This is a genomic window from Nonomuraea africana, from assembly GCF_014873535.1.
Taxonomy (GTDB): Bacteria; Actinomycetota; Actinomycetes; order Streptosporangiales; family Streptosporangiaceae; genus Nonomuraea; species Nonomuraea africana.
On sequence record NZ_JADBEF010000001.1, the window covers coordinates 2,303,433 to 2,325,722 of the forward strand.

Below are 22,290 nucleotides of genomic sequence, written 5' to 3' on the forward strand. Positions count from 1 at the left end.
CGGCTGAGGCCGAGGCTGAAGAGGAGGCTAGGCCACCAGTCCGCTCAGGACTTTCTGGTAGTTGGCGATCCGGTCCTCGCGGGTGTCCAGGCAGCAGCTGGCGCAGAGGGTCTTCTCGGCCGAGGTGTAGTAGAGGCAGCAGGTGTCGCGCAGATAGAACAGGCCCTCGCGCCCGCCCTCACGCAGCCGCACCATCCTGCCGAGCCGGTCGAGCCCGCCGCCCGCCGCCGCCATGAACCGGTGGTAGGCCGCCTCCAGCAGGTCGGCGTCGCCGCCGCGCAGGCTGGCCGAGCAGAACGCCGCCGCGCAGCCGTACGCGATGCCGCCGTGGAGCTGCCGCACCCCCGCTCTGGTGCGCGTGTGCAGGGCGTCCGCCAGCGGCAGCAGGTGCTCGTCGAGCACCCAGGAGACCAGCGTCTCGACCGGGCCCTCGACCACGGACGGCTCCCGCAGGCCCACCGCCTCGAACCCGTGGTGCTCCGACAGGCGGAGGGCGACGTTCGAGGGGCGCACGTCCACCAGCACGCCCTCCAGCGCCCAGGCCAGCAGCGCGGCCGTGGTGACGCGGCTCGCGTAGACCGCGATGACGGTCAGCGCGGTGGCGTGCTCGGAGACCTGGCCGCTGGCGTGCCGCTCCGCCTCCAGGACGCGGGCCAGCTCGGGCGAGCCGGGGTCGAGCAGGCGCGAGCAGGCGATCCAGTCGTCGTCGGGAACCAGGGCGCGTTCGAGTCGGTAACGCTCGCCGTAGGCGTCGAGCCTGGCGAACACATCGTGCATGGGAATCCTCCGTCGAGACCAGAGCTACGACGAGGAATCGTAGTTCATCGCCCCATGAGCGCGTGGCAGTGGTGAGCGACGAACGCGCTCACCGCGGGCGCCGCGGCCACCACGGCGGGCCCGCCCAGCAACAGGGCCACGGCGGCCAGGCCCGCCACCCGCTCGCCTCTGGCCAGCGGCGCCGCGGGGCTCAGCATGCGGCGCACCCTGGTCAGCGCGCTCTGTCCGCCCGCGCCCATCACGAACGCGGGCACCCGTCCGGTGGCCAGGCCCACCAGCGCGGCGGCGATCTGGGCGCGCGGGTGGCGGCTGGCGGCCACGTCGTCGGCGCGCAGCTCGACCAGGCGCGCCACCTCCCGCCGCGCCGAGGCGAACAGCGGTACGAAGGGGAAGGCGCGGGCGAACGCCTCGCCGGCCGCCAGCACCAGATGGTGCCTGCCGCGGACGTGCGCCCGCTCGTGCGCCAGCACCGCGGCCACCTGCGGCCCGCTCAGCGAGCGGAGCGCCGCGGTGGTGATCACGGTCTTGGCGCCGCGCCCGGGCAGGCAGTAGACCAGCGGCTCGGCGTAGTCGACGACGACGGCGCCGAGCGCCCGGTCGGGACGGCCCAGCAACGCCAGCATCGCGGCATGCCGGCCGCGCTCCCGCTTGGCCCGCATCAGCACCGCCGCCAGGCAGGCCGCCAGCCGTACCGCCACGAGCCCGCAGACGCCGAGCGCCGCCCACGCGCCGGCGCCCGGGCCCTCGGTCAGGATCATGGTGCAGATCTCCAGCAGGTCGGCCAGACCGTGCCCGATGGCGTCGGCCGGCACGGCCGCGGTCAGCACCGCCAGCGACGCGGAACCCGCGACCGAGACGCAGGCCGCCAGCCACATGGCGATCGCCAGCCGCGGCGCCCGCTCGGCCCAGCGCGCCGCCGACAGCGGCCTGGCCAGCACCAGGGCGGCGACGACGGCGTAGCCGGCCAGGAGGGCGGCGTCGGTCATGCCTGACGGCCCTTCGGCGGGTAGACGCGCAGCGCCGACTCGAGGGCGGCGGCCTCCTCGGGGGTCAGCCGCTCGAGGAAGTGGACGAGCGTGGCCGCCTGGTTGCCGCCGCTGGCGAGGGTCTCGCGCATGAGGCCCGCGGTGTAGGCCTCCTTGCTGCTGACGGTCTCGTAGACGTACGCCTTGCCGACGGGGTGGCGGCGCAGCAGGCCCTTCTTGTGGAGCTTGTCCATCACGGTCATGACCGTGGTGTAGGCGATCTCGCGCTCGCGCCTCAGGTCTTCGAGCACGTCACGCACGGAGGCGGGGCGGCGGTACGACCACATCCTGTCCATGATCGTGGATTCGAGATCACCCAGTGCGCGCACCATGGGCTCATGCTACCTGCGATCGTAGGAGAATCGAGGGCTGAAGGCGGGCCGGGCCCGGGGTTAGGTGAGCCGGGCCAGGCGGTTGCGGACCCCCTCGAAGTGGGCGTGGACGGCCGCGACCGCCGCGGCCCTGTCGCGCGCCGCGACCGCGGTGTAGATGTCGCGGTGGCGCCTGGCCAGATCGGCGGGCGACTCGTCCGGCGTGCCCAGATGGTCGCGGAGCTGGTGGTAGACCTCCCAGAACGCGCCGAGGAGCTGGCCGACCAGCGGGTTGCCGAGCGGCCGGTAGAGCACGTCGTGGAAGAGCCGGTCGGTCTCAGGGGAGATGACGCCCACCTCCGCCTCGGCGCTCATCCGCGCCATCACCTCGGCCACCGGCGAGAGGTCGGCCGCGTCACCCAGGTCGATGAGGCGCTCGACCAGCCCGGCCTCGAGCACCTCGCGGATCTCGACGAGGTGACCGAGCTGGCGCGGACCGTCGTCGTGCATCCTGATGCGGCTGTGGAAGGCGAGCTCGTCGACCAGCCCGTTGAGCGACATGCGGCCGACGAACATGCCGAAGCCGTGGCGGATGTCGACGATGCCGACCGCCTGCAGCGCCTTGAGCGCCTCTCGCACGGAGTTGCGGCTGGCGCCCAGCTCCTCCATGAGCTCCGTCTCGGTGGGCAGCGGATCGCCCGCCGCGAGCCTGCGGCTCACGATGAGCTCCTTGACGGCCTGCTGGACCTCGACCGCGCGGCTCAGTCTCACGCGTGCATCCTAGGAAACATTGCCGAAACCTTCTCTTGACCGGAACCTTCATGGAGCCTAACCTCCACTTTACCTTATTGGTAGGACGTCCCACGTCCTAGGAGAGGAGACGCCCATGTCCAGGTTGAGCCGTCGCGACTTTCTTCGCTACAGCGGGGCGACCGGCGCCGCGGCGTTCATCGCGACCACGGTCGCGGCCTGCTCCGGCGGCCCCGCCTCGACGGGATCGGTGGGCGCGGGCTCCGACACCGACCTGATCACCGCTGTCATCGGCTACGGCAACGACGGCAGCTGGGACCCCACGCAGACGGCCTCCGCCTTCGCCATGGCCGCCAACAACCACATCTACGAGGGCCTGCTGGAGACCGATCCGATCACGCGCGAGCCGTACGCCGCGCTGGCGACCGCGCTGCCGTCCGACGTGAACGCCACGAACTGGACCTTCACCCTCAGACAGGGCGCCACCTGGCACGACGGGCAGCCGGTCACGGCCGACGACGTGGTCTTCACCTTCCAGCGCATCCTCGACCCCGAGGCCAACGTGCTGACGGGATCGTTCTTCCGGCCGTTCCTGCAGGAGGTCAAGAAGGTCGACGACCGCACGGTCGAGCTGGTCTTCAAGTTCCCCTTCCCCGACGCCGCGCCCAGGCTGTCGATCGCCAAGATCATGCCCAAGCACGTCTTCTCCCAGCCGGGCGCCTGGGACGCGGCCAAGGGCGGCAAGGCGGTCGGCTCCGGTCCCTACAAGCAGACCGCGCACAACCCGAAGTCGAACACCACCTTCGAGGCCTACGCCGGATACAACGGGCCGCGCCCCGCCACGGCCAAGAAGATGAACTGGCTGACCATCGTCGATGCCTCGGCCAGGGTCGCCAAGATCTCCGGCGCCTCGGCGGAGGCGCAGATCGCCGACAACGTGCCCTACGCCAACATCGAGCAGCTCAGGCAGCAGGGCCTGACCGTCGAGGGCGGCAAGGGCATGAACCACATGTTCCTGATGTTCAACACCGCCACCGAACCCTTCGACGACGTCCGCGTACGGCAGGCGCTCCACTACGCCATCGACAAGCCGAAGATGATCGAGGTGGCGCTCAAGGGCCACGGCAGCGCGTCCAGCTCCTTCCTCAACGAGCAGCACCCCGACCACCGGCGGGCCGCCACGGTCTACGACCACGACCCCGAGAAGGCCAGGGCGCTGCTGGCCGAGGCGGGTGTGAAGGACCTGTCGATCAACCTGATGTCGGTCAACGTGAGCTGGATCGTCGACTGCCTGCCGACCATCGCCGCCTCGTGGGAGGCGATCGGCGTCAAGACCACCCTGGAGCCGCAGGAGACCACGGCCGTCTTCACCAAGATGGACCAGTCGCAGGACTACCAGGTGGTGGCCGCCGCCTCGAACCCCAACCAGTTCGGCATGGACGCCGACCTGATCCTGCACTACAACTACGTGCCCGGCGGCGTCTGGATGAAGTACACCAAGTGGGCCGAGAGCGACGACGCCAAGAAGCTGTTCGCGCTCATGGACAAGGCGACGCGGGAGCTCGACCAGGCCAAGCGGCGAGAGCTGATCCACTCCTACCTCGACGTCATCGCCGAGCAGGCCGTGCTCTACCCGGTCGTGCACACCGAGCTCATGACCGCGTGGGACCCGAAGAAGCTGTCGGGCATCAGGGCGCAGGCATACCCCGGCATCAACCTCCTGCAGGCCAGGCGGGCATGATCGTCGTCCTGCGGATGCTGCTGCGGCGCGTCCTCATCCTGATCCCGCTGCTGCTCGGCGTGATCGCGTTCGTCTTCGTCGTGATGCGCTTCTCCAACAACAAGCCGGAGTACGCCTACTTCCAGGGCGCCAACCCGACCGCTGAGCAGATCCGCCAGTTCCAGCTGGAGAACGGCCTGCTCGACCCGCTGCCGCTGCGCTACGTGCGCTTCGTCGGCGACCTGCTCCAGGGCGACCTCGGCACCAGCGTGCTGACCAAGAAGCCGGTGTTGGAGTCCGTCGTTACCGCGCTGCCGCTCACCCTGCAGCTCACCTTCCTCGGCCTCGGCGTCGCGATCGTGCTCGCGCTGGTCTTCGGCGTCACCGGCGCGCTGTTCCGCGACCGCTGGCCCGACCAGGTGATCCGCATGGTGTCGCTGGTCGGCGTGGCCGCTCCCGCCTTCTGGCTGGCGCTGCTGATGATCCAGTGGCTGTCGGTGGGGGAGGGGCTCTTCCCGACCGGCGGTTACATCAACCCCGCTGACTCGCTCTCGGGATGGCTGCGCTCGATGACGCTGCCCGCCCTGTCGCTGTCGCTGCCGGTGGCCGCCCAGCTCACCAGGATCATCCGCACCTCGATGGTGGAGGAGCTCGACCGCGACTACGTGCGCACCGCGATCGGCAGCGGCCTGCCGCCGGTCGTGGTCGTCGGCCGCAACGTGCTGCGCAACGCGCTGATCAACCCGCTGACCGTGCTCGGCCTGCGCATCGGCTACCTGATCGGCGGCGCGGTGGTCATCGAGCAGATCTACGGCCTGCCGGGCATGGGCCAGCTCATGATCAACGCGGTGCGTGACGGCGACCCCGCGGTCGTCCAGGGCGTCGTGCTGACCATCGCGGTCGGCTTCATGATCGTCAACCTCGCCGTGGACGTCCTCTACCTGCTGATCAACCCCAGGCTCAGGAGCGCGGGCTGATGAGAAACGGACTCACCGAACGGCTGTCCCGCCCGGGCGTCGCCTTCCGCAGGCTCTCACCGCTGTCGTGGGTCGCGCTCGGCGTCCTCGGCCTGGTGGTCGTGGGCGCGCTGCTCGCGCCCTGGCTGGCGCCGCACTCGCCGTACTTCCAGCAGGCCGCCGGTGGCGGCCCCTCGGCGGCGCACTGGATGGGGCTCGACAGCGCCAACCGCGACATCCTGTCCAGGCTGCTGTACGGCGCGCGCTGGTCGCTCCTCATCGGCCTCGGCGCGACCGGCCTGGCGCTGGTGGCGGGCGCGATCATCGGAGCGGTGGCGGCGACCTCCCGCAAGGCCGTCGACGAGACCGTGATGCGGATCCTCGACGTGATCATGGCCTTCCCCGGGATCGCGCTGGCCGCGGTGCTGGTCGCGGTGTTCGGCGGCAGCATCCCCGTGCTGGTCATGGCGATCGCCTTTCTCTACATGCCGTCGGTGGCCAGGGTGGTGCGGGCCAACGTGCTCGCCCAGTACGGCGAGGACTACGTCGCGGCCGAGCGGATCATCGGGGCGCGCACGCCGTACATCCTGGTCAGGCACGTCGCGGTCAACTGCGCGGCGCCGGTGCTGGTGTTCTGCACGGTCATGGTCGCCGACGCGATCGTGTTCGAGGCGTCGCTGTCGTTCATCGGCGCGGGCGTGCGCCCGCCGAACCCCTCGTGGGGCAGCGTCATCGCCGACGGCAAGAACCTCGTGCTGCTCGGCGGCTGGTGGGCGACGGTCTTCCCGGGCCTGCTGATCCTCATCACCGTGCTCGCGCTCAACATCCTGTCCGAGGGCGTCTCCGACGCCTGGGCCGCTCCCGCCGCTCGCGCGAGGCCGGCGAGGAAGAGGGCGTTCGAGCAGCCCGTCCCCGGCGAGGTCACCCCGCTGCCCGGCCTGGCCGAGGCGGCAAGGCGCCTGGCCGAACGCGCGCGACCGCTGCCGACGGGCGAGCCGATCCTCCAGGTCACCGGATTGAGGATCACCTTCGACGAGGTGGACATCGTCGACGGCATCTCGCTGGAGGTACGGCCGGGCGAGGTGCTCGGCCTGGTCGGCGAGTCGGGCTGCGGCAAGTCCCTGACCGCGCTGACCGTCATGGGCCTGCAACCGCGCGGCGCGAAGATCGGCGGCTCCCTGCTCTTCGAGGGACGCGACCTGCTGACGCTCTCCAGGCGGGCCAGGCGGCGGCTCATGGGCCATGAGATGGCGATGATCTACCAGGACGCGCTCTCCTCGCTCAACCCGGCGATGACCATCAAGTCGCAGCTCAAGCAGGTCGTCCGGCGCGGCGGCACCCGCAGCCCCGCCGAGCTGCTCGAGCTGGTCGGCCTCGACCCGCCGCGCACGCTGTCGTCCTACCCGCACGAGCTGTCGGGCGGCCAGCGCCAGCGGGTGCTCATCGCGATGGCGCTCTCCCGCGACCCCAAGCTGATCATCGCGGACGAGCCCACCACCGCCCTCGACGTCACCGTCCAGGCCCAGGTGATCGAGCTGCTGCTGCGCCTGCGCGCCGAGCTCGGCTTCGCGCTCGTGCTGGTCTCCCACGACCTCGCGCTGGTCGCCGACGTCACCGACAGGGTCGCCGTGATGTACGGCGGGCAGATCGTCGAGACCGGCCCCACGGCCGCGCTCGTCGGCAACCCGCGCCACCACTACGCGCGCGGTCTGCTCGGCTCGGTCCTGTCGCTGGAGGCGGGCGCCGAACGGCTCACCCAGATCCGCGGCGTCGTCCCCTCACCCGCCGACTTCCCCGCCGGATGCCGGTTCGCCGACCGCTGCCCGATGGCCACCGAGGTGTGCCACACCGACGCTCCCGCGCTCCTCGACGGGGTGGCCTGCCACCACCCCGCGAAGGTGGAGGTGCCCGCATGATCTCCCTGACCGACGTGCACGTGGTGCACAGGGCCCGCACGGGCGGGCTGTTCTCCCGCGACCGCGTCCACGCGCTCACCGCCGCCGACCTGACCGTGTCGGCGGGAGAGACGGTCGGCGTGGTGGGGGAGTCGGGGTGCGGCAAGTCCACGCTGGCCAAGGTGCTGGTCGGCCTGCAGCGGCCGACCTCGGGCACGCTCTCCTTCCACGGGCAGGACGTGTGGTCCATGCCGGAGTCGCGCCGCCGTCCCCTGCTCGGCGCCAGCGTCGGCATGGTCTTCCAGGATCCGTCGACGGCGCTGAACAGGCGGCTGCCGATCAGGCAGATCCTGCGCGACCCGCTCACCGTGCACGGACGGCCGAACAGGGACGCCCGCGTGGCCGAGCTGCTCGACCTGGTCGGCCTGCCCGCCTCCAGCGCCGACCTGCTGCCCGGGCAGCTGTCGGGAGGGCAGCGCCAGCGCGTGGCCATCGCCAGGGCGCTCGCCCTCGAGCCGGCCCTCCTGATCGCCGACGAGCCGACCAGCGCGCTCGACGTCTCGGTCCGCGCCCAGATCCTCAACCTGCTGCTGGACCTGAAGGAAAGGCTCGGCCTGGCGATGGTCTTCGTCTCGCACGACATCCAGACCGTCAGGCGGATGAGCGACAGGGTCGTCACCATGTACCTCGGGCGGATCGTCGAGGAGACGCCCGCACTGGCCGTCCCTCATCGGGCCCGGCATCCCTACACGCGCGCGCTGTTCTCGGCGACGCCGGGGCTGCTGTCGCCGATCAACCCGATCCCGCTCGGCGGGGCGGTGCCCTCGGCCACCCGCCCGCCCAGCGGCTGCCCCTTCCGCACCCGCTGCTGGAAGGCCGACGCCCAGTGCGCGTCGTCGATGCCCGAGCCGACCGGCGCCGAGGGGCACCTGTTCCGCTGTCACCACCCCGTGCCCGCGGGGGCCACGGATGTCGAACTGATCAACCAGGCTATGGAGAATTCGTGAAGCTGACCGGCGTGATCCCTCCGGTGTGCACCCCGCTGACCCCGTCGTTCGACGTGGACCGGCCGTCGCTGACGCGCCTGGTCGACCACCTGATGGACGGCGGCGTCGACGGGCTGTTCGTGCTCGGCTCCTCGTCGGAGGCCGCCTACCTCCCGGACGGGCATCGCAGGGCCGTGCTCGACACGGTGGTCGGACACGTGGCGGGACAGGTGCCGGTGCTGGCCGGGGTGATCGACATGACCACGCTCAGGGTGCTCGACCACGTGCGCGCGGCGGTCGCCGCGGGGGTGGACGGCATCGTGGCCACCGCGCCGTTCTATGCTCGCACCCATCCTGTGGAGATAGCCCTCCATTTCCGGACAATTGCTGATACGGCGGGGTTGCCGGTCTATGCCTACGACCTTCCGGTCTCCGTGCACACCAAGCTCGGCTGCGACCTGCTGCTCGAGCTGGCCGCGGCGGGTGTGCTGGCGGGGCTGAAGGACTCCAGCGGCGACGACGGAGGGCTGCGCTCGGTCATCCTCGCGCGGCCCGCGTCCTTCAGCGTGCTGACGGGATCGGAGGTCACCGTGGACTCGGCGCTGTGGATGGGCGCGGACGGGGTCGTCCCCGGGCTCGGCAACGTGGACCCGCACGGCTACGCCCGCCTGTTCGCCGCGGCGAGGGCGGGGGACTGGGCGGCGGCGCGGTCGGAACAGGAGCGGCTGGTGCGGCTGTTCTCCCTGGTGGCGGTGGGACTGCCCAGGATGGGCGGGGGCTCGTCCGCGCTCGGGGCCTTCAAGGCGGCGCTGCACCTGCGCGGGGTGATCGACCACCCGACCACGGCTCTGCCGCAGGTCCCGCTGAACGAGGACGAGGTCAGGCGGGTCGGCAAACACCTCGCCGACGCCGGCCTCCTCTGACCCGCCCGGTCTCTCGAGCCCTCCGGAGCTCCCGCCTTCCGGAATTCCTCCCAGGAACCGGTCTTCCGAAACTCCAGCCTTCTGGAATCCGGCCCCGAACTCCGGCCTCTGGGCAGGTCCCTCGACATTCGAGAGGGCACGCGGCCGCATCCAGGGCCGGCCCGGGTCGGCGATTCAGTCGGCCAGGGGTGGGAGGGAGGCGGCGGCGTGCTCGCGGTCCGAGCCCGTGGCCTGGAGCAGGTCCACGATGATCGAGCGGAGCTGCGCCGTCATCACGTCGGCCGAGAAACCCGTCCTGGCGCCGGTCTGCGCGGCGGCCACCGCGGCGATCGCCTCCCTCGCACCGGCGGGCTCCCGTCCCGCGGCCAGTTCGTCACGCAGCAGCAGGACCGCCGCCGACAGCTGCCGAAGGGCGGGCGCCAGCCCGTCCGGGACGCTCGCGCCCTGGTCCAGGGCGACCAGCGCACGGCGGGCCAGCACCCTGGCGTTGCGCAGCGCGTGGTCGACGGGCGTGGCCGCGTTCTCGTACCTCAGCAGCAGCAGGCGGCGGTGCCGGCGGCGCACCGGCGAGATGGTGGCGAGCTCCTTGCCCGTCTCCAGCGCCCCGGAGAACTGCTCGATCATCCCCTGCGTGCCCCTTGCCTCCTCCAGTGTCTCGGCGGCCAGCTCGGGGTCGGCGCGCTCGACGGCCAGCGCCGTGCCGTCGAGCGCCGCGGCGAGCGCCTCGAACACCGCGGAGGCGTGGCGGCGCACGATGGCGGCCGGGCTGGCCGGCATGAGCGCGCAGGCGGCGAGGCCGAGGACACCCCCGAGCAGGGCGTCCACCATGCGGTCGAGGCCGCCGGTGCCTGAAGGCGGCAGCAGGGTGGCCACCAGCACCGCCGACGAGCCGGCCTGCAGCACGATCAGCGACCCGCTGTCCAGGAGCACCGCCACGACCATGGCCAGCGCGACGACGAGCGCGAGCTGCCACGGGCCCGAGCCGATACTGGAGATCAGCAGGTCGCCCACCCCGATGCCGAGGCCGACGCCGACCACCAGCTCGGCCACCCTGCGCAGCCGCGCACCCAGTCCCACGCCGATGCTCAGCAGCACCGCGATCGGCGCGAAGAACGGGCGGGGGTGGCCGAGCAGGTCCTTGGCCACCAGCCATGCCAGCGCCGCGGCCACCGCGCACTGTCCGATCGAGGGCGCCATGAGGGCGAGGCGGTCCAGCCGTCCTCGCAGGTCAAGAGTCACGCCGTCAGCATGCCCAGAAAATATGACAAACCAGTTACCGGGGCGGAAGCTGGCAGCGAGCTGAGCGTTGGATGTCAGCCCTCGGGCCAGCTGCCGTCGGGGAACTCGCCGCCGCCGGACTGCCCGACCACGACCTTGTCACCGGCCCGAAGGCCGTCCTTGATCTGGACGTACTGGTCGCCGCGCACCCCTGTCGTGACCTGCCGCTCGCTCTCACCCCCGGCGGTCCGTACGGTCACCGTCGCGGTGCCGTCCTTCCCGGTCCGGACGGCCCGCGCGGGAACGTAGAGCGCGTCGTCGGCCTCGCCCGTCGTCACGGTGACGGTCGCGGTCTGCCCGAGCAGGAGGTCCTTGGGCGGCTCGTCGAAGGCGATGGTCACGGCGTAGCGGACCAGACGTCCCGTGGTGGTGGCGGTGGGCGCGATGTGCGTGACGGTTCCCGTGTAGCGCTCGCCCTGGCGGCTGGCCAGCGTGACGGCGGCCTGCTGGCCGAGGCGGAAACTGTTGACGTCCGACTCGGTGAACAGCGCCTGAACCTGCAGCTCGTCCAGGTCGCCGAGGGTGATGAAGGCGCCGGTGCCCGCGGTGGCGCCCTTCGCACCCGCGACCGACAGCACGGTGCCCGAGGCGGGGGCGACGATCCTTGTGCCCCTGACGGCGTCGGCGGCCCGCTCCATGGCGGCCCGGGCTTTGGCGAGACCCGACTCGGCCTGCTCCTCGCTCATGCCGCAGGGCGTGTTCGACTGGTCGCCGCGCCGGGAGTCGGCCTGCGCTCCGGGCGTGGTCTTGCCGCTGGGGCCGCGCTCGGCTTGCCGCTGGGCCGTGTCGATCGCCGCCGCGCTGGTCGAGGCGCACGGCGGCACGATCGGCGCCGCCTCGCCCCAGGGCGGAGGCGCGGTCTTCGTGGTCAGGCTGCCCGCCTACGCGCCGCCGGCCGCCTCCTCGCCTGCTGCCTCCTCGAGGAGCACGCCGAGCGCGCCCTCGGGCAGGTAGGGGGAGTAGAAGTCGCTGAGCGCCTGGCGGGCCAGCCGCGCGGCCAGCGGGCCGTCGCCGGCCCTGACCGCGGCCAGCGCCTCCTCGTGGTGGGCGATGCTGCGGGCGCGCAGCTCGGGCGCCCTGATCTTGTCGGCGATCAGGTTCACCACGATGGAGCGCACCACGTCGCTGCAGATCTGGATGAGCTTGTTGCCGCTGGCCCGCGCCACCGCGTCGTGGAAGTCCACGTCGGCCGCGCCGAACTCCTCCTCGCCCTCGGCGGCCCGCATCCGCGCGATCGCCGCGTCCATCTCCGCCAGCTGCGAAGGGGTGTGGAGCCTGGCCGCCAGCAGGTAGGCGGCGCCCTCCAGCACCATCCTGAACTGCACCAGCTCGGCGAGTGACAGCTCGTCCACCCTGGCCAGCGTGGTCATCGACTTGTGCAGCGCGGCGGGCGTGAACGGCAGCACCTCCGCGCCGTGCGGATCGCCGGGCCGCGACCTCACCATCCCGCGCGCCTGGAGCACCCGCAGCGCCTCGCGCACCGTGGAACGGCTCACCGAGAACTGCACCATCAGGTCGCGCTCGCTCGGCAGCCGCTCGCCGGGGCGCAGCTCACCGCTCTCGACGGCGTGCTCGATCTGCTCGACGATGCGCTCGTAGGCGCGGACAGTCCGTACAGGTTGGAACCGAGGTCCGCTCATCACGCCCCCTCTTGACCGGAAAGTCCTGGGCTGGCAGTGTGCGTAGCCTACTGGTCAGACCAGTGCACTAGCCAGGAGGCTTAAGGCATGAGGCGCTTCGGCATCTGGATGGCCCTCGGCGGCCTCCTTCTCAGCGCGGCCTGCGGTGGCGGCTCCGCGGGGACCCCCGCGACCGCGGCCAAGCCGCTCGCGGTGGGCTTCGTCGCCGAGCCCGCCAACCTCGACTTCACCGCCACCGAGGGCGCGGCGATCCCGCAGGCGTTGCTGGTCAACGTCTACGAGGGCCTGGTCAAGCTCGACCAGGACGGCAAGATTCAGCCCCTGCTGGCGGAGAAGTGGGAGGTCTCGCCCGACAACAAGACCTACACCTTCACCCTGCGCAAGGGCGTCACCTTCACCAACGGCGCGCCGTTCACCGCCGACGACGTCGTCTTCTCCGTCGACAGGGTGAAGTCCGACTGGAAGCTGAAGATCAAGACCCAGATGGACGTCGTCGACAAGGTGGAGAAGAAGGACGACCACACCGCCGTCGTGACGCTGAAGCGGCCGAGCAACGGCTGGCTCTACTCGATGGCCACCAGGTTGGGCGCGATGTTCAGCCGCACCGGGGTCGCCGACCTGGCCAACAAGCCCGTCGGCACCGGCCCCTACCAGCTCGGCTCGTGGAAGCGCGGCGACTCCATCCAGCTCACCGCCAACGAGAAGTACTGGGGGACCAAGCCGCAGGTCCCGCGGATCACGCTGAAGTACTTCAAGGACGCCACGGCGATGAACAACGCGCTGCTCACCGGCGGCATCGACATCATCTCCGCGGTCCAGGCGCCCGAGTCGCTCGCGCAGTTCGCCGACCCCAACCGCTTCCAGGTCGTCGAGGGCACCACCAACGGCGAGGTGGTGCTGTCGATGAACAACGCCCGCCCGCCCTTCAACGACAAGAAGGTACGGCAGGCCGTCCGCCACGCCATCGACCACAGGGCGCTGCTCGACACCGCCTGGGCGGGGCGCGGCCAGCTCATCGGCAGCATGGTGCCGCCCACCGACCCCTGGTACGAGGACCGCACCGGCGACTACCCCTACGACGTCGCCAAGGCCAAGGAGCTGCTCGGCGGCAAGACCCACAACGTGAAGATGCGCATCCCCAACCTGCCCTACGCGGTCGCGGCGGCGCAGGTGGTCAAGTCGCAGCTGGCCCAGGTCGGCATCAACGCGGAGATCGACCCGCTGGAGTTCCCCGCCAGGTGGCTGGACGTGGTGTTCAAGCAGGGCGACTACGACCTGTCGATCATCAACCACGTCGAGCCCCGCGACATGGGCATCTTCGCCGACAAGTCGTACTACTTCCACTACGACAATCCCGAGTTCGGCAAGCTGCTCGCCTCCGCCGACTCCGGCACCGAGGAGGAGCAGGCCGCCGACCTGAAGGCCGCCGCCAAGCTCCTGTCCGACGACGCCGCCGCCGACTGGCTGTTCCTCTTCCCCAACCTCATCGTGGCCAGGAAGGACGTCACGGGCGGGCTGCCGAAGAACGGCATCTCCGAGGCCTTCGACTTCACGGCCCTCACCAAGCAGTGATCGCGTATCTGGCCAAGCGGGTCGCGGTGCTCCTGGCGAGCACCGCGACCGCGGGTGTGGTCGTCTTCGCCTTCATGGCGCTGCTGCCGGGCGATCCCGCCGAGGTCGCGCTGGGCGTCAACGCCACGCCGGAGGCGGTCGAGGCGCTGCGCGGGCAGTGGGGCACCGACCGGCCGCCGCTGACGCAGTTCCTCGACTGGATCGGCGGGCTGGCCACCGGCGACTTCGGCGTCTCCTACGTCACCAGCTCGCCCATCGGCCAGCAGATCGGCGAGCGCCTCGGCGTCACGCTCACCCTGGTGCTCGGCGGGATGGTGATCGCCCTGATCGTCGCGGTCCCCGCCGGCACCTTCGCCGCGGTCCACCACCGCAACCCGCTCGGGGCGCTCATCAGCGCGTTCAGCCAGGTCGGCATCGCCGTCCCGGCCTTCCTCGCGGGCATCCTGCTGGTGTTCGTCTTCGCGGTGCAGGCCCAGGCGCTGCCGTCGGGCGGCTACGTGCCGCCGGCCGAGAACCCGTCGATGTGGTTCCAGTCGCTGCTGCTGCCGTGGCTGTCGCTCGGGCTGGTCCAGGGCGCGGTCCTCACCAGGTACGTGCGCAGCGCCGTGCTCGAGGTGATGCGCGAGGACTACCTGCGCACCGCCCGCGCCAAGGGCAGGGGCCGCATGGGCGCGCTGTGGCGGCACGGCCTGCGCAACGCGGCCATCCCCGTCGTCACCGTGCTCGGGCTCCAGCTGGCCACGCTGCTGATCGGCGCGGTCGTCGTCGAGCGGGTCTTCGTCATCCCCGGGCTCGGCGACCTGCTGCTGAACGGCGTCGCCCAGCGCGACCTGCTGCTCGTCCAGGGAGTGGTCATGCTGCTCGTGGTGGCCGTCCTGCTGGTGAACTTCGTGGTGGACGTCGCCTACGCCGTCCTCGATCCGAGGTTGCGATGAGAGGGAACCTGGTCATCGGCGCCGTCCTGGTCGGCCTCACGGTGCTGGCCGCGCTGGTGTCGTTCGTCTGGACGCCGCACGACCCCACGCTCGTGGACGCCGCTCATCGGCTCGCCGCTCCCGGCGGCGACTACCTGCTCGGCACCGACAAGTTCGGCCGCGACACGCTCAGCCAGCTCATGGTCGGCGCGCGCACCACACTGTACGTCGGCATCGTCGCGGTCGGCATCGCCGCCGTGATCGGCACGCCGCTCGGCATGGTCGCGGGCATGACGCCGCACGGCTGGCTCTCCGAGCTGATCATGCGGGTCAACGACCTGGTGTTCGCCTTCCCCGCCCTGCTGCTCGCGGTCATGCTCGGCGCCGTCTACGGGGCCGGCACGCTCACCGCCATGGTCGCGATCGGCGTGGCCACGGTGCCCGCCTTCGCCCGCATCGCCCGCGCGGCGACCATGCAGGTCATGGTGACCGACTACATCATGGCCGCCCGCGCCGCCGGACGGCGCGGCTTCGCCATCGCGCTGCGGCACGTCCTGCCCAACATCGGCTCCATGCTCATCGTGCAGGCGTCGGTCTCCTTCGCCATCGCCATCCTCGCCGAGGCCGCTCTGTCCTTCCTCGGCTTCGGCACCAGGCCGCCGACCCCCTCGTGGGGCCGGATGCTGCAGGAGGCGCAGGAGCTGCTGTTCTCCACGCCGCGCCTGGCCCTGTGGCCGGGGCTCGCGATCGCGCTGGCCGTCCTCGGCTTCAACCTGCTCGGCGACGGCCTGCGCGACCACCTCGACCCGAAGCTCAGGAGGATCCGTGCTGAGCGTTGAGGGACTCACCGTCCGGGCCGACGACGTGGAGTTGGTGCGCGACGTGTCGTTCGGCATCGCGCCCGGTGAGCGCGTCGGCCTGATCGGCGAGTCGGGCTCGGGCAAGTCGCTCACCGCGCTCTCGCTGATGGGACTGCTGCCCGAGGGGGTCAGCGCCACGGGCTCGGCGACCCTCAAGGACCAGCCGCTGCTCGGCGTGCCGGAGAAGCGGGTGAAGAGCCTGCGCGGCAGGGTCGTGTCGATGGTGTTCCAGGAGCCGATGACCGCGCTCAACCCGACCATGCGCGTCGGCGCCCAGGTGGCCGAGGTCATGACGCTGCACGGCGTGCCGCGCGCCGAGGCGAGGGAGCGCTCCCTCGACCTGCTGCGGCGGGTCGGCGTCGAGGCCCCCCGCGCCTACCCGCACCAGCTGTCCGGCGGGCAGCGGCAGCGGGTGATGCTGGCCATCGCCCTGGCCAACGAGCCGTCGCTGCTCATCTGCGACGAGCCCACCACCGCGCTCGACGTGACCGTGCAGAAGCAGATGCTGGAGTTGATCGTCGAGCTCGCGCCCGCGGTGCTGTTCATCACCCACGACCTCGCCGTCGTCGCCTCCGTCTGCTCCCGCGTGCTCGTGATGTACGGCGGGCGCGTCGTGGAGAGCGGCCCGCTGCGCGAGGTGTTCGCCAACCCCCGCCACCGCTACACCGAGGGACTGCTCGCCGCCTCCAGGCTCACCCCGCGCGGCACCCGCCTGCCCACCATCCCCGGCGCCGTCCCCTCCAGGTTCCCCTCGGGCTGCCCGTTCAGGGACAGATGCGCCCACGCCTCGCCGACGTGCGAGGACGCCCCAGCGTTGACAGGAGAGGGCCATGCCTACGCCTGCTGGCACCCCCGTGATTGAGGCCCGCGACCTCACCCGCGTCTACCGCTCCTCACGCTTCAAACCCGGCGTCGAGGCGCTGCGCGGCGTGTCGCTCGAGATCGGGCGCGGTGAGCGGTTCGGCATCGTCGGCGAGTCAGGCTCGGGCAAGTCCACGCTGCTGCGCCTGCTGTGCGGCCTCGACCGGCCGACCAGCGGCTCGGTCCGCTTCGAGGGCAGGGAGATCACCGGGCTCGGCGAGCGGCAGCTGCGCTTCCTGCGCGACGACCTGCAGATCGTCTTCCAGGACCCGATGAGCTCGCTCGACCCGCGGATGAGGGTCCGCGACATCGTCGCCGAGCCCCTCGTCGCCCTCGGCAGGCCGGTCGGCGACCGCGTGGCCCAGCTCCTGACCGAGGTCGGGCTGCCCGCTTCGGCGGCCGACCGCTACCCGCACCAGTTCTCCGGCGGGCAGCGCCAGCGCATCGCCATCGCCCGCGCTCTCGCGCCGAACCCGAAGGTGCTGGTCGCCGACGAGCCCGTCAGCGCGCTCGACGTCTCCGTGCGCGGCCAGATACTCAACCTGCTGGCCGACCTCATCGACACGCACGGGCTCACCCTGGTCTTCGTCTCGCACGACCTGTCCGTCGTGCGGCACGTGTGCGAGTCCGTCGCGGTCATGCACCGCGGCGTCGTCGTCGAGCGCGGCCTCGTCGACGACGTGTGGTCGGCTCCCCAGCACGACTACACGCGGACGCTGCTGCAGGCCGTACCCACTCTGGAGGGACTGCTGTGATCGAGATCGATGCCCAGGGAGTCGTGGAGTTCACCCAGGAACTGGTCCGCGTCCCCAGCACCAACGACCCCGCCCGCGGGCGCAGCGAGCAACCGGCCGCCGACCTGGTCGCGGCGAAGATGCGTTCGTGGGGCTGGGACGTCGTGGTCGAGGAGGCCGCCCCCGGCAGGCCGAACGTCGTCGCCGTGGTCGAGGGCGGCGGGGGCGAGGGCCCCACGCTGATGTTCGAGGGCCACACCGACGTGGTGACCGAGGGCGACCTGTCGGAGTGGACCGTCGACCCGTTCGGCGGCGAGATCCGCGACGGCAGGCTGTGGGGCCGCGGCAGCGCCGACATGAAGTCCGGCCTGGCCGCCGTCCTGTACGCCACCAGGGCGCTGCAGCTGGCCGGGCCCTTCCCCGGCCGGATCAAGGTGTGCGCGCTGGCCGACGAGGAGGGCCTGATGATCGGCGCCCACCACTTCGTCAACTCCGCCCTGTCGGAGGGCGTCGACGCGGCCATCGTGGCCGAGCCGGAGGCGGGCGAGATCTGCGCCGTCGCCAAGGGGGCGCTGCGGCTGCGCGTCGACTTCACCGGCAAGATGGCGCACGGCGCGATGCCGCAGCACGGGCGCAACCCGATCCAGGCGGTGGGCGCCCTGCTCGTCGCCCTGCGCGCCTACCAGGAGGAGCTGCAGGCCGCCCATCCCGCGCACGAGCACCTCGGCGAGGTGTACGTCACGCCGACGGTCGTTCAGGCGGGCAGCCAGGAGCAGGTCAACGTCATCCCCGCGGTGGCCGCCGTCTTCGTCGACGTGCGCACCGTTCCCGGCGTCGCGCACAAGGAGGTCGCCGACAGGGTCGAGGAGCTGGCCGCCTTCGACGGGATCGAGTCGCGGGTCGCCATCCTGGTGGACCGGCCGCCCGTCGAGGTGCCCGTCACCCACCCGGTCGTCACCGCCCTCGCCGCCGCGCACACCGCCGTGACCGGCGACGAGCCGGTGTACGGCGGCGTGCCGGGCTCCACCGACGGGACCGTGCTGACGCACTGGGGCGGGATCCCCTCCGTGGTGTACGGGCCCGGCGGCAAGTGGATCGCGCACCAGGCCGACGAGTTCGTGGAGGTCGAGGAGATCGTCCGCTGCACCCGCGTCTTCGCCGAGGCCGCGCGGCGCTTCCTCACCGGCGCCGGCCAATGAGGCGGGGAGCGACCAACTCGCTGGCCGACGTCGAAGGGCTCAGGGTCGGCCACGCCCAGCGGGTCGGCGACGGCTACCGGACCGGCGTGAGCGTGGTGCTGGCCCCGCCCGGCGGCGCGGTCGCGGGCGTGGACGTGCGCGGCGCGGCCCCCGGCACCCGCGAGACGGAGCTCCTCGACCCGCGCAACCTCGTCGAGCGCGTCCACGCGATCGTGCTGACCGGCGGCAGCGCCTACGGGCTGAGCGCCGCGTGCGGCGTCATGGCGCGCCTGGCCGACGCGGGGACCGGCTTTCCCGTCGCCGGTGGCGTGGTTCCCATCGTGCCCAGCGCCGTCATCTACGACCTGGGCAGGGGCGGCGCCTTCCGCGCCACGCCCGACGCGGCGATGGGCGCCGCCGCGTACGACGCGGCCATCGCCCCCGCAGGCGGCCCACCCGGCCTCGCCCAGGCCGGTTCCGTGGGTTTCTCGCCGGACGGGGCCGGGCCCGGTCATGCGGCCAACGGGTCGGTGGGCGCGGGCACCGGCGCGGTGGCCGGAGGGCTGGCCGGCGGCGTCGGGACGGCGAGCGCGGTCCTGCCCTCGGGGATCACCGTCGCCGCGCTGGCCGTCGTCAACGCCGCGGGCTCGGTCCTGGACCCGGGCAGCGGCCTGCTCTCGGGCACCCGGTACGGCCTGCCGGGCGAGTTCGACCACATCGTCGAGCCCGACGCCGGCGAGTACGAGCGGTGGCGCCCGGAGAAGGCGCCCTCGTTCAACACCACGATCGGCGTCGTCGCCACCGACCTCACCCTGTCCAAGGCCCAGTGCGGCAAGCTCGCGGGCGTCGCGCACGACGGGCTGGCCAGGGCGATCAGGCCCGCGCACACGATGGTCGACGGTGACACCATCTTCGCGCTGTCGACCTGCGGCCTGCCGGGCCCCGAGGACACGGACCTGCACGACGTGCTGGCCGCGGCGGCCGACGTCTTCAGCAGGGCCGTGGCGCACGCCGTCCTGCATGCAACGGGCAGGGCCGGCGCCCCCGCGTACCTGGATGTGTTCTCTAGCGCACGGAGCGGACGATGAGAGAAGGGCTGCCGATCGGTGCAGGCTGGCTGCCGGTCGAGGAGACGGCCGAGGTGGTCTTCCCCTACGACGGGAGCACGGTGGGGCGGGCCCCCGTCGGAACCGTCGAGCTGGCCAGGAGAGCCGTCGACGAGGCGCTCGCGGTGGCGGGCGAGATGGCCAGGACGCCGTCGCACGCCCGCCGCGCCGCGCTGATGGGCGCGCACGACGCGTTGCGGGCGCGCACGGAGGACTTCGAGCGGCTGCTCGTGCTGGAGACCGGCAAGCCGCTGGTCGACTGCAGGGTCGAGGTCGCCAGAACCCTGGTCACGCTGGCCACGGCCGCCGAGGAGGTGGCCAGGCTGCACGGGGAGACCGTGCCGCTCGACCTGCTGCCCGCGGGCGAGGGCCTGGTCGGGTTCTGGACCAGGCGGCCGATCGGCGTGGTCGTCGGGATCACCGGGTTCAACTACCCGCTGCTGCTGGCCGCCCACAAGATCGCTCCGGCACTGGCGGCGGGCTGCCCGGTGATCGTGAAGCCCGCTCCGGCCACCCCGCTGGCGACGCTGCTTCTGGTGGAGCTGCTGCGCGAGGTCGGCGCCGTGCCCGCCGCGGCCGTCCAGCTCGTCACGGGCGACGTGGAGGTGGGCAGGGCGCTGGTGGAGGACCGGCGGATCGGCGCCGTCTCGTTCACCGGCTCAGCCGCCGCGGGCCACGCCATCGCCCGCAACGCCGCCCCCACCAAGGTGGTGCTGGAGCTGGGGTCGAACGCCGCGCTGGTGGTCGCGGCCGACGCCGACCTCGAGGCCGCGGCCGACGCCGTGGTGCGCGGCGGGTACTACGCGTCGGGTCAGGCGTGCATCTCGGTGCAGCGGGTGGTGGTCGAGGAGGCGGTGCGGGCCGACTTCCTCGACCTGCTGGCCGCCCGGATGAAGGACGTGGTCGTGGGCGACCCCCGCCTGCCGGAGACGAGGGTGGCGCCGCTGATCGACCAGACCGCCACGCGACGCGTGCTCGGCTGGGTCGAGTCCGCGGTGGAGGCGGGCGCCCGGCTGGTGACCCCGCCCACGTCGCCGGATGCGGGCGTGATCACGCCGACCGTGCTGGCCGACGTGCCCGACGGCGTGGCCGTGTGGGACGAGGAGATCTTCGGGCCGGTGGTGTGCGTGCGCGCCGTGGCCGACCTGGACGAGGCCTTCGAGACCGTCAACCGCTCCAGGTACGGCCTGCACGTCTCCGTCTTCACCCGATCGCTGGCCACGGCGTTCGCCGCCATCGAGCGGCTGGAGGCGGGCGGCGTGGTGGTGAACGAGGTGCCGGGCTTCCGCGCCGACAACATGCCCTATGGCGGCGTCAAGGATTCGGGCATCGGCAGGGAGGGCCCGCGCTTCGCCATCGAGGAGTTCACGGTGACCAGAATGGCGATCATCCGCCCCTGACCCGCCATGGCCGAAGCAGCGCTCTTGGCCTCCGCTCGCGGCTCGGCGACGACCAGGCGTGGCGCCCTGGTCACCCCGCGGATCACCGGCGGCAGGACGGCGCTGGAGTTCGGGACCACCCACGGCGCGGGTGCGGGTCAGTTCGGCGGGTTGAACCTGCCGTCCACCGCGGTCCAGCCGCCGTCCACGTAGAGGACCGAGCCCGTGACGAAGGTGGCCGCGTCGGAGGCCAGGTAGACCACGGCGCCGGCCATCTCCTCCGGACGCGCCCACCTGCCGAGCGCGGACTTGGCGGCGTAGGCGTCGTACCAGGCGGGCTCGTCCTTGATCTGGCGGGTGAGCGGCGTCTCGACCACGCCGGGCGCGATCGCGTTGACCCGCACGCCCGACGGGCCGAACTCGGCGGCAGCGGTCCGCAGCAGCTGGACCAGGCCCGCCTTGGTGGCGGAGTAAACCCCCTGCCCAGGCTCGGTCACCGCTGCCCTGATGGAGGCGAAGCCGATGATCGAGCCCGTGCCACGCTCCACCATGCCGGCGCCGAAGGCCCGCACCACCTCGAAGGAGGCGCGCAGATTCAGGTCGACGACCCGCTGGAACTCCTCGCCGGAGTAGTCGAGCAGCCGCTTGCGGACGTTGGTGGCGGCGGTGAACACCAGCACGTCGACGGCCCCGAGCGCGCCGGCCGTCTTCCGCACCGCCGCGGTGTCGAGCACGTCGAGAGACAGGGCCGAGCCGCCGCACGCCGCCGCGGTCTCCTCGGCGGCGGGCAGGTCGCGGTCGGCGCAGATCACCTCCGCGCCCTGGGCGGCCAGCGCCAGGGCGGCCTGCCTGCCGATGCCGCTGCCCGAACCGATGACAACCGCCCGACGCCCGTCAAGGCGGAACAACCGCTCGTAGTCCATGGCCGAACCCTATCTACTGGTCGGACCAGTGCACTAGGTGCGCTGCTGTGTAGAGTTCCCGGGTGCTCATCGAGGAACGCCCGCTCGCCGACCCCGAGCTCCAGACCCTGCTCGAGGCGGCCTTCGCGGAGCTCGTCGCCCGCTACGGCCCCGAGGGGCGCTCGGGCGTGGACCCCGCCGCCCGCTTCCTGGTCGCGGTGTCCGACGGGCGGGCGGTCGCGTGCGCCGCCCTCCAGCCGGTGGACGGCCGGACGGGCGAGGTCAAGCGGATGTACGTCCTGCCGTCGCACAGGGGACGGGGCGCGGCCAGGGCGCTGCTGAAGGCGTTGGAGACGCTCGGCGCCGAACTCGGCCACACGCGCCTCAGACTGACCACGGGAATCCGCCAGCCCGAGGCGATCGCGCTGTACGAGAGCTCGGGATACACGCGGATCCCCGCGTACGGCAAGTACGTCGACGAGCCGACGAGCCGGTCCTACGGGAAGGCGCTCGGGGGGTAGGG

At 72.1% G+C, this 22,290-nt stretch carries 23 protein-coding genes; 15 read left to right on the forward strand and 8 right to left on the reverse strand.

Features of this window, described 5'->3' with window-relative positions; genetic code table 11:
- Positions 1-27: 27 nt before the first annotated feature.
- From H4W81_RS10790 to H4W81_RS10805, 4 genes are read right to left on the reverse strand one after another with little or no spacing between them, the layout of a single operon-like run.
- On the reverse strand, positions 28-777 hold the full coding sequence (locus H4W81_RS10790) for a hypothetical protein (RefSeq protein WP_192774680.1): 750 nt from the start codon (positions 775-777) through the stop codon (positions 28-30).
- A gap of 44 nt (positions 778-821) precedes the next feature.
- Entirely contained in the window at positions 822-1,763 is a 942-nt protein-coding gene (locus H4W81_RS10795; protein ID WP_192774681.1) for a M56 family metallopeptidase, read from the reverse strand.
- A complete protein-coding gene (locus H4W81_RS10800; RefSeq protein WP_192774682.1) occupies positions 1,760-2,134 on the reverse strand; it encodes a BlaI/MecI/CopY family transcriptional regulator in 375 nt (124 codons plus the stop codon). The genes H4W81_RS10795 and H4W81_RS10800 overlap by 4 nt, the downstream gene beginning before the upstream one ends.
- A 60-nt stretch (positions 2,135-2,194) precedes the next feature.
- Positions 2,195-2,884: a FadR/GntR family transcriptional regulator gene (locus H4W81_RS10805; protein WP_318781654.1), complete on the reverse strand. Its 690-nt coding sequence runs from the start codon at positions 2,882-2,884 to the stop codon at positions 2,195-2,197.
- Positions 2,885-2,999: 115 nt separating this feature from the next.
- On the opposite strand from H4W81_RS10805, the gene H4W81_RS10810 reads away from it, so the two are divergent.
- Genes H4W81_RS10810 through H4W81_RS10830 form a run of 5 tightly spaced genes read left to right on the forward strand, consistent with a single transcriptional unit; the run spans position 3,000 to position 9,343 of the window.
- Positions 3,000-4,604: an ABC transporter substrate-binding protein gene (locus tag H4W81_RS10810; protein WP_192774683.1), complete on the forward strand. Its 1,605-nt coding sequence runs from the start codon at positions 3,000-3,002 to the stop codon at positions 4,602-4,604.
- Positions 4,601-5,560: an ABC transporter permease gene (locus H4W81_RS10815; RefSeq protein ID WP_192774684.1), complete on the forward strand. Its 960-nt coding sequence runs from the start codon at positions 4,601-4,603 to the stop codon at positions 5,558-5,560. Before H4W81_RS10810 ends, H4W81_RS10815 begins: the two co-directional genes overlap by 4 nt.
- Positions 5,560-7,455 (forward strand): dipeptide/oligopeptide/nickel ABC transporter permease/ATP-binding protein, encoded by a 1,896-nt coding sequence (locus tag H4W81_RS10820; protein WP_192774685.1) that lies wholly within the window; start codon positions 5,560-5,562, stop codon positions 7,453-7,455. The genes H4W81_RS10815 and H4W81_RS10820 overlap by 1 nt, the downstream gene beginning before the upstream one ends.
- The gene (locus H4W81_RS10825; protein WP_192774686.1) at positions 7,452-8,441 is read left to right on the forward strand and encodes an oligopeptide/dipeptide ABC transporter ATP-binding protein; all 990 of its coding nucleotides are present in this window, start codon (positions 7,452-7,454) and stop codon (positions 8,439-8,441) included. Before H4W81_RS10820 ends, H4W81_RS10825 begins: the two co-directional genes overlap by 4 nt.
- Complete coding sequence (locus H4W81_RS10830) at positions 8,438-9,343, forward strand: dihydrodipicolinate synthase family protein (protein ID WP_318781656.1); 906 nt, start codon at positions 8,438-8,440, stop codon at positions 9,341-9,343. The genes H4W81_RS10825 and H4W81_RS10830 overlap by 4 nt, the downstream gene beginning before the upstream one ends.
- Before the next feature lie 174 nt (positions 9,344-9,517).
- Here the strand turns inward: H4W81_RS10830 and H4W81_RS10835 are convergent, their stop codons facing one another.
- From H4W81_RS10835 to H4W81_RS10845, 3 genes are all read right to left on the reverse strand, one after another.
- A complete protein-coding gene (locus H4W81_RS10835; RefSeq protein WP_318781657.1) occupies positions 9,518-10,582 on the reverse strand; it encodes an FUSC family protein in 1,065 nt (354 codons plus the stop codon).
- A gap of 74 nt (positions 10,583-10,656) precedes the next feature.
- Positions 10,657-11,445 carry an efflux RND transporter periplasmic adaptor subunit gene (locus H4W81_RS10840; RefSeq protein WP_192774687.1) on the reverse strand — a complete coding sequence of 263 codons (789 nt, stop codon included), beginning with the start codon at positions 11,443-11,445 and terminating at the stop codon, positions 10,657-10,659.
- A gap of 57 nt (positions 11,446-11,502) precedes the next feature.
- Entirely contained in the window at positions 11,503-12,261 is a 759-nt protein-coding gene (locus H4W81_RS10845; RefSeq protein ID WP_192774688.1) for a FadR/GntR family transcriptional regulator, read from the reverse strand.
- An 87-nt stretch (positions 12,262-12,348) separates the two neighbouring features.
- On the opposite strand from H4W81_RS10845, the gene H4W81_RS10850 reads away from it, so the two are divergent.
- From H4W81_RS10850 to H4W81_RS10890, 9 genes are read left to right on the forward strand one after another with little or no spacing between them, the layout of a single operon-like run.
- The gene (locus tag H4W81_RS10850; RefSeq protein WP_192774689.1) at positions 12,349-13,833 is read left to right on the forward strand and encodes an ABC transporter substrate-binding protein; all 1,485 of its coding nucleotides are present in this window, start codon (positions 12,349-12,351) and stop codon (positions 13,831-13,833) included.
- A complete protein-coding gene (locus H4W81_RS10855; RefSeq protein ID WP_192774690.1) occupies positions 13,830-14,768 on the forward strand; it encodes an ABC transporter permease in 939 nt (312 codons plus the stop codon). Before H4W81_RS10850 ends, H4W81_RS10855 begins: the two co-directional genes overlap by 4 nt.
- On the forward strand, positions 14,765-15,586 hold the full coding sequence (locus tag H4W81_RS10860; RefSeq protein ID WP_192774691.1) for an ABC transporter permease: 822 nt from the start codon (positions 14,765-14,767) through the stop codon (positions 15,584-15,586). The genes H4W81_RS10855 and H4W81_RS10860 overlap by 4 nt, the downstream gene beginning before the upstream one ends.
- The gene (locus tag H4W81_RS10865; protein WP_192774692.1) at positions 15,573-16,469 is read left to right on the forward strand and encodes an ABC transporter ATP-binding protein; all 897 of its coding nucleotides are present in this window, start codon (positions 15,573-15,575) and stop codon (positions 16,467-16,469) included. Before H4W81_RS10860 ends, H4W81_RS10865 begins: the two co-directional genes overlap by 14 nt.
- A complete protein-coding gene (locus H4W81_RS10870; protein WP_192774693.1) occupies positions 16,438-17,223 on the forward strand; it encodes an ABC transporter ATP-binding protein in 786 nt (261 codons plus the stop codon). The genes H4W81_RS10865 and H4W81_RS10870 overlap by 32 nt, the downstream gene beginning before the upstream one ends.
- Positions 17,220-18,401, forward strand: a complete 1,182-nt coding sequence (locus tag H4W81_RS10875; protein WP_192774694.1) for a M20 family metallopeptidase — start codon at positions 17,220-17,222, stop codon at positions 18,399-18,401. Before H4W81_RS10870 ends, H4W81_RS10875 begins: the two co-directional genes overlap by 4 nt.
- Positions 18,398-19,468 carry a P1 family peptidase gene (locus H4W81_RS10880; RefSeq protein WP_192774695.1) on the forward strand — a complete coding sequence of 357 codons (1,071 nt, stop codon included), beginning with the start codon at positions 18,398-18,400 and terminating at the stop codon, positions 19,466-19,468. Before H4W81_RS10875 ends, H4W81_RS10880 begins: the two co-directional genes overlap by 4 nt.
- Positions 19,465-20,886: an aldehyde dehydrogenase family protein gene (locus H4W81_RS10885; RefSeq protein ID WP_192774696.1), complete on the forward strand. Its 1,422-nt coding sequence runs from the start codon at positions 19,465-19,467 to the stop codon at positions 20,884-20,886. Before H4W81_RS10880 ends, H4W81_RS10885 begins: the two co-directional genes overlap by 4 nt.
- Before the next feature lie 24 nt (positions 20,887-20,910).
- Positions 20,911-21,078 (forward strand): hypothetical protein, encoded by a 168-nt coding sequence (locus H4W81_RS10890; RefSeq protein ID WP_192774697.1) that lies wholly within the window; start codon positions 20,911-20,913, stop codon positions 21,076-21,078.
- Here the strand turns inward: H4W81_RS10890 and H4W81_RS10895 are convergent.
- Positions 21,024-21,788, reverse strand: coding sequence for an SDR family NAD(P)-dependent oxidoreductase (locus H4W81_RS10895; protein ID WP_192774698.1), 765 nt, complete (start codon positions 21,786-21,788; stop codon positions 21,024-21,026). The two genes, H4W81_RS10890 and H4W81_RS10895, sit on opposite strands and share 55 nt — an antisense overlap.
- 62 nt (positions 21,789-21,850) lie before the next feature.
- Here H4W81_RS10895 and H4W81_RS10900 point away from each other — a divergent pair, with 62 nt between their 5' ends.
- Positions 21,851-22,288, forward strand: coding sequence for a GNAT family N-acetyltransferase (locus tag H4W81_RS10900; RefSeq protein WP_192774699.1), 438 nt, complete (start codon positions 21,851-21,853; stop codon positions 22,286-22,288).
- Positions 22,289-22,290 lie beyond the last annotated feature (2 nt).

Bases quoted from the DNA above. Each gene is read 5' to 3' on its own strand.
- H4W81_RS10885 (WP_192774696.1), top strand. From the start codon at position 19,465: ATGAGAGAAGGGCTGCCGATCGGTGCAGGCTGGCTGCCGGTCGAGGAG.
- H4W81_RS10860 (WP_192774691.1), top strand. From the start codon at position 14,765: ATGAGAGGGAACCTGGTCATCGGCGCCGTCCTGGTCGGCCTCACGGTG.
- H4W81_RS10810 (WP_192774683.1), top strand. From the start codon at position 3,000: ATGTCCAGGTTGAGCCGTCGCGACTTTCTTCGCTACAGCGGGGCGACC.
- H4W81_RS10820 (WP_192774685.1), top strand. From the start codon at position 5,560: ATGAGAAACGGACTCACCGAACGGCTGTCCCGCCCGGGCGTCGCCTTC.
- H4W81_RS10895 (WP_192774698.1), bottom strand. From the start codon at position 21,788: ATGGACTACGAGCGGTTGTTCCGCCTTGACGGGCGTCGGGCGGTTGTC.
- H4W81_RS10825 (WP_192774686.1), top strand. From the start codon at position 7,452: ATGATCTCCCTGACCGACGTGCACGTGGTGCACAGGGCCCGCACGGGC.
- H4W81_RS10790 (WP_192774680.1), bottom strand. From the start codon at position 777: ATGCACGATGTGTTCGCCAGGCTCGACGCCTACGGCGAGCGTTACCGA.
- H4W81_RS10850 (WP_192774689.1), top strand. From the start codon at position 12,349: ATGAGGCGCTTCGGCATCTGGATGGCCCTCGGCGGCCTCCTTCTCAGC.
- H4W81_RS10815 (WP_192774684.1), top strand. From the start codon at position 4,601: ATGATCGTCGTCCTGCGGATGCTGCTGCGGCGCGTCCTCATCCTGATC.
- H4W81_RS10870 (WP_192774693.1), top strand. From the start codon at position 16,438: ATGCCTACGCCTGCTGGCACCCCCGTGATTGAGGCCCGCGACCTCACC.
- H4W81_RS10845 (WP_192774688.1), bottom strand. From the start codon at position 12,261: ATGAGCGGACCTCGGTTCCAACCTGTACGGACTGTCCGCGCCTACGAG.
- H4W81_RS10800 (WP_192774682.1), bottom strand. From the start codon at position 2,134: ATGGTGCGCGCACTGGGTGATCTCGAATCCACGATCATGGACAGGATG.
- H4W81_RS10795 (WP_192774681.1), bottom strand. From the start codon at position 1,763: ATGACCGACGCCGCCCTCCTGGCCGGCTACGCCGTCGTCGCCGCCCTG.
- H4W81_RS10880 (WP_192774695.1), top strand. From the start codon at position 18,398: ATGAGGCGGGGAGCGACCAACTCGCTGGCCGACGTCGAAGGGCTCAGG.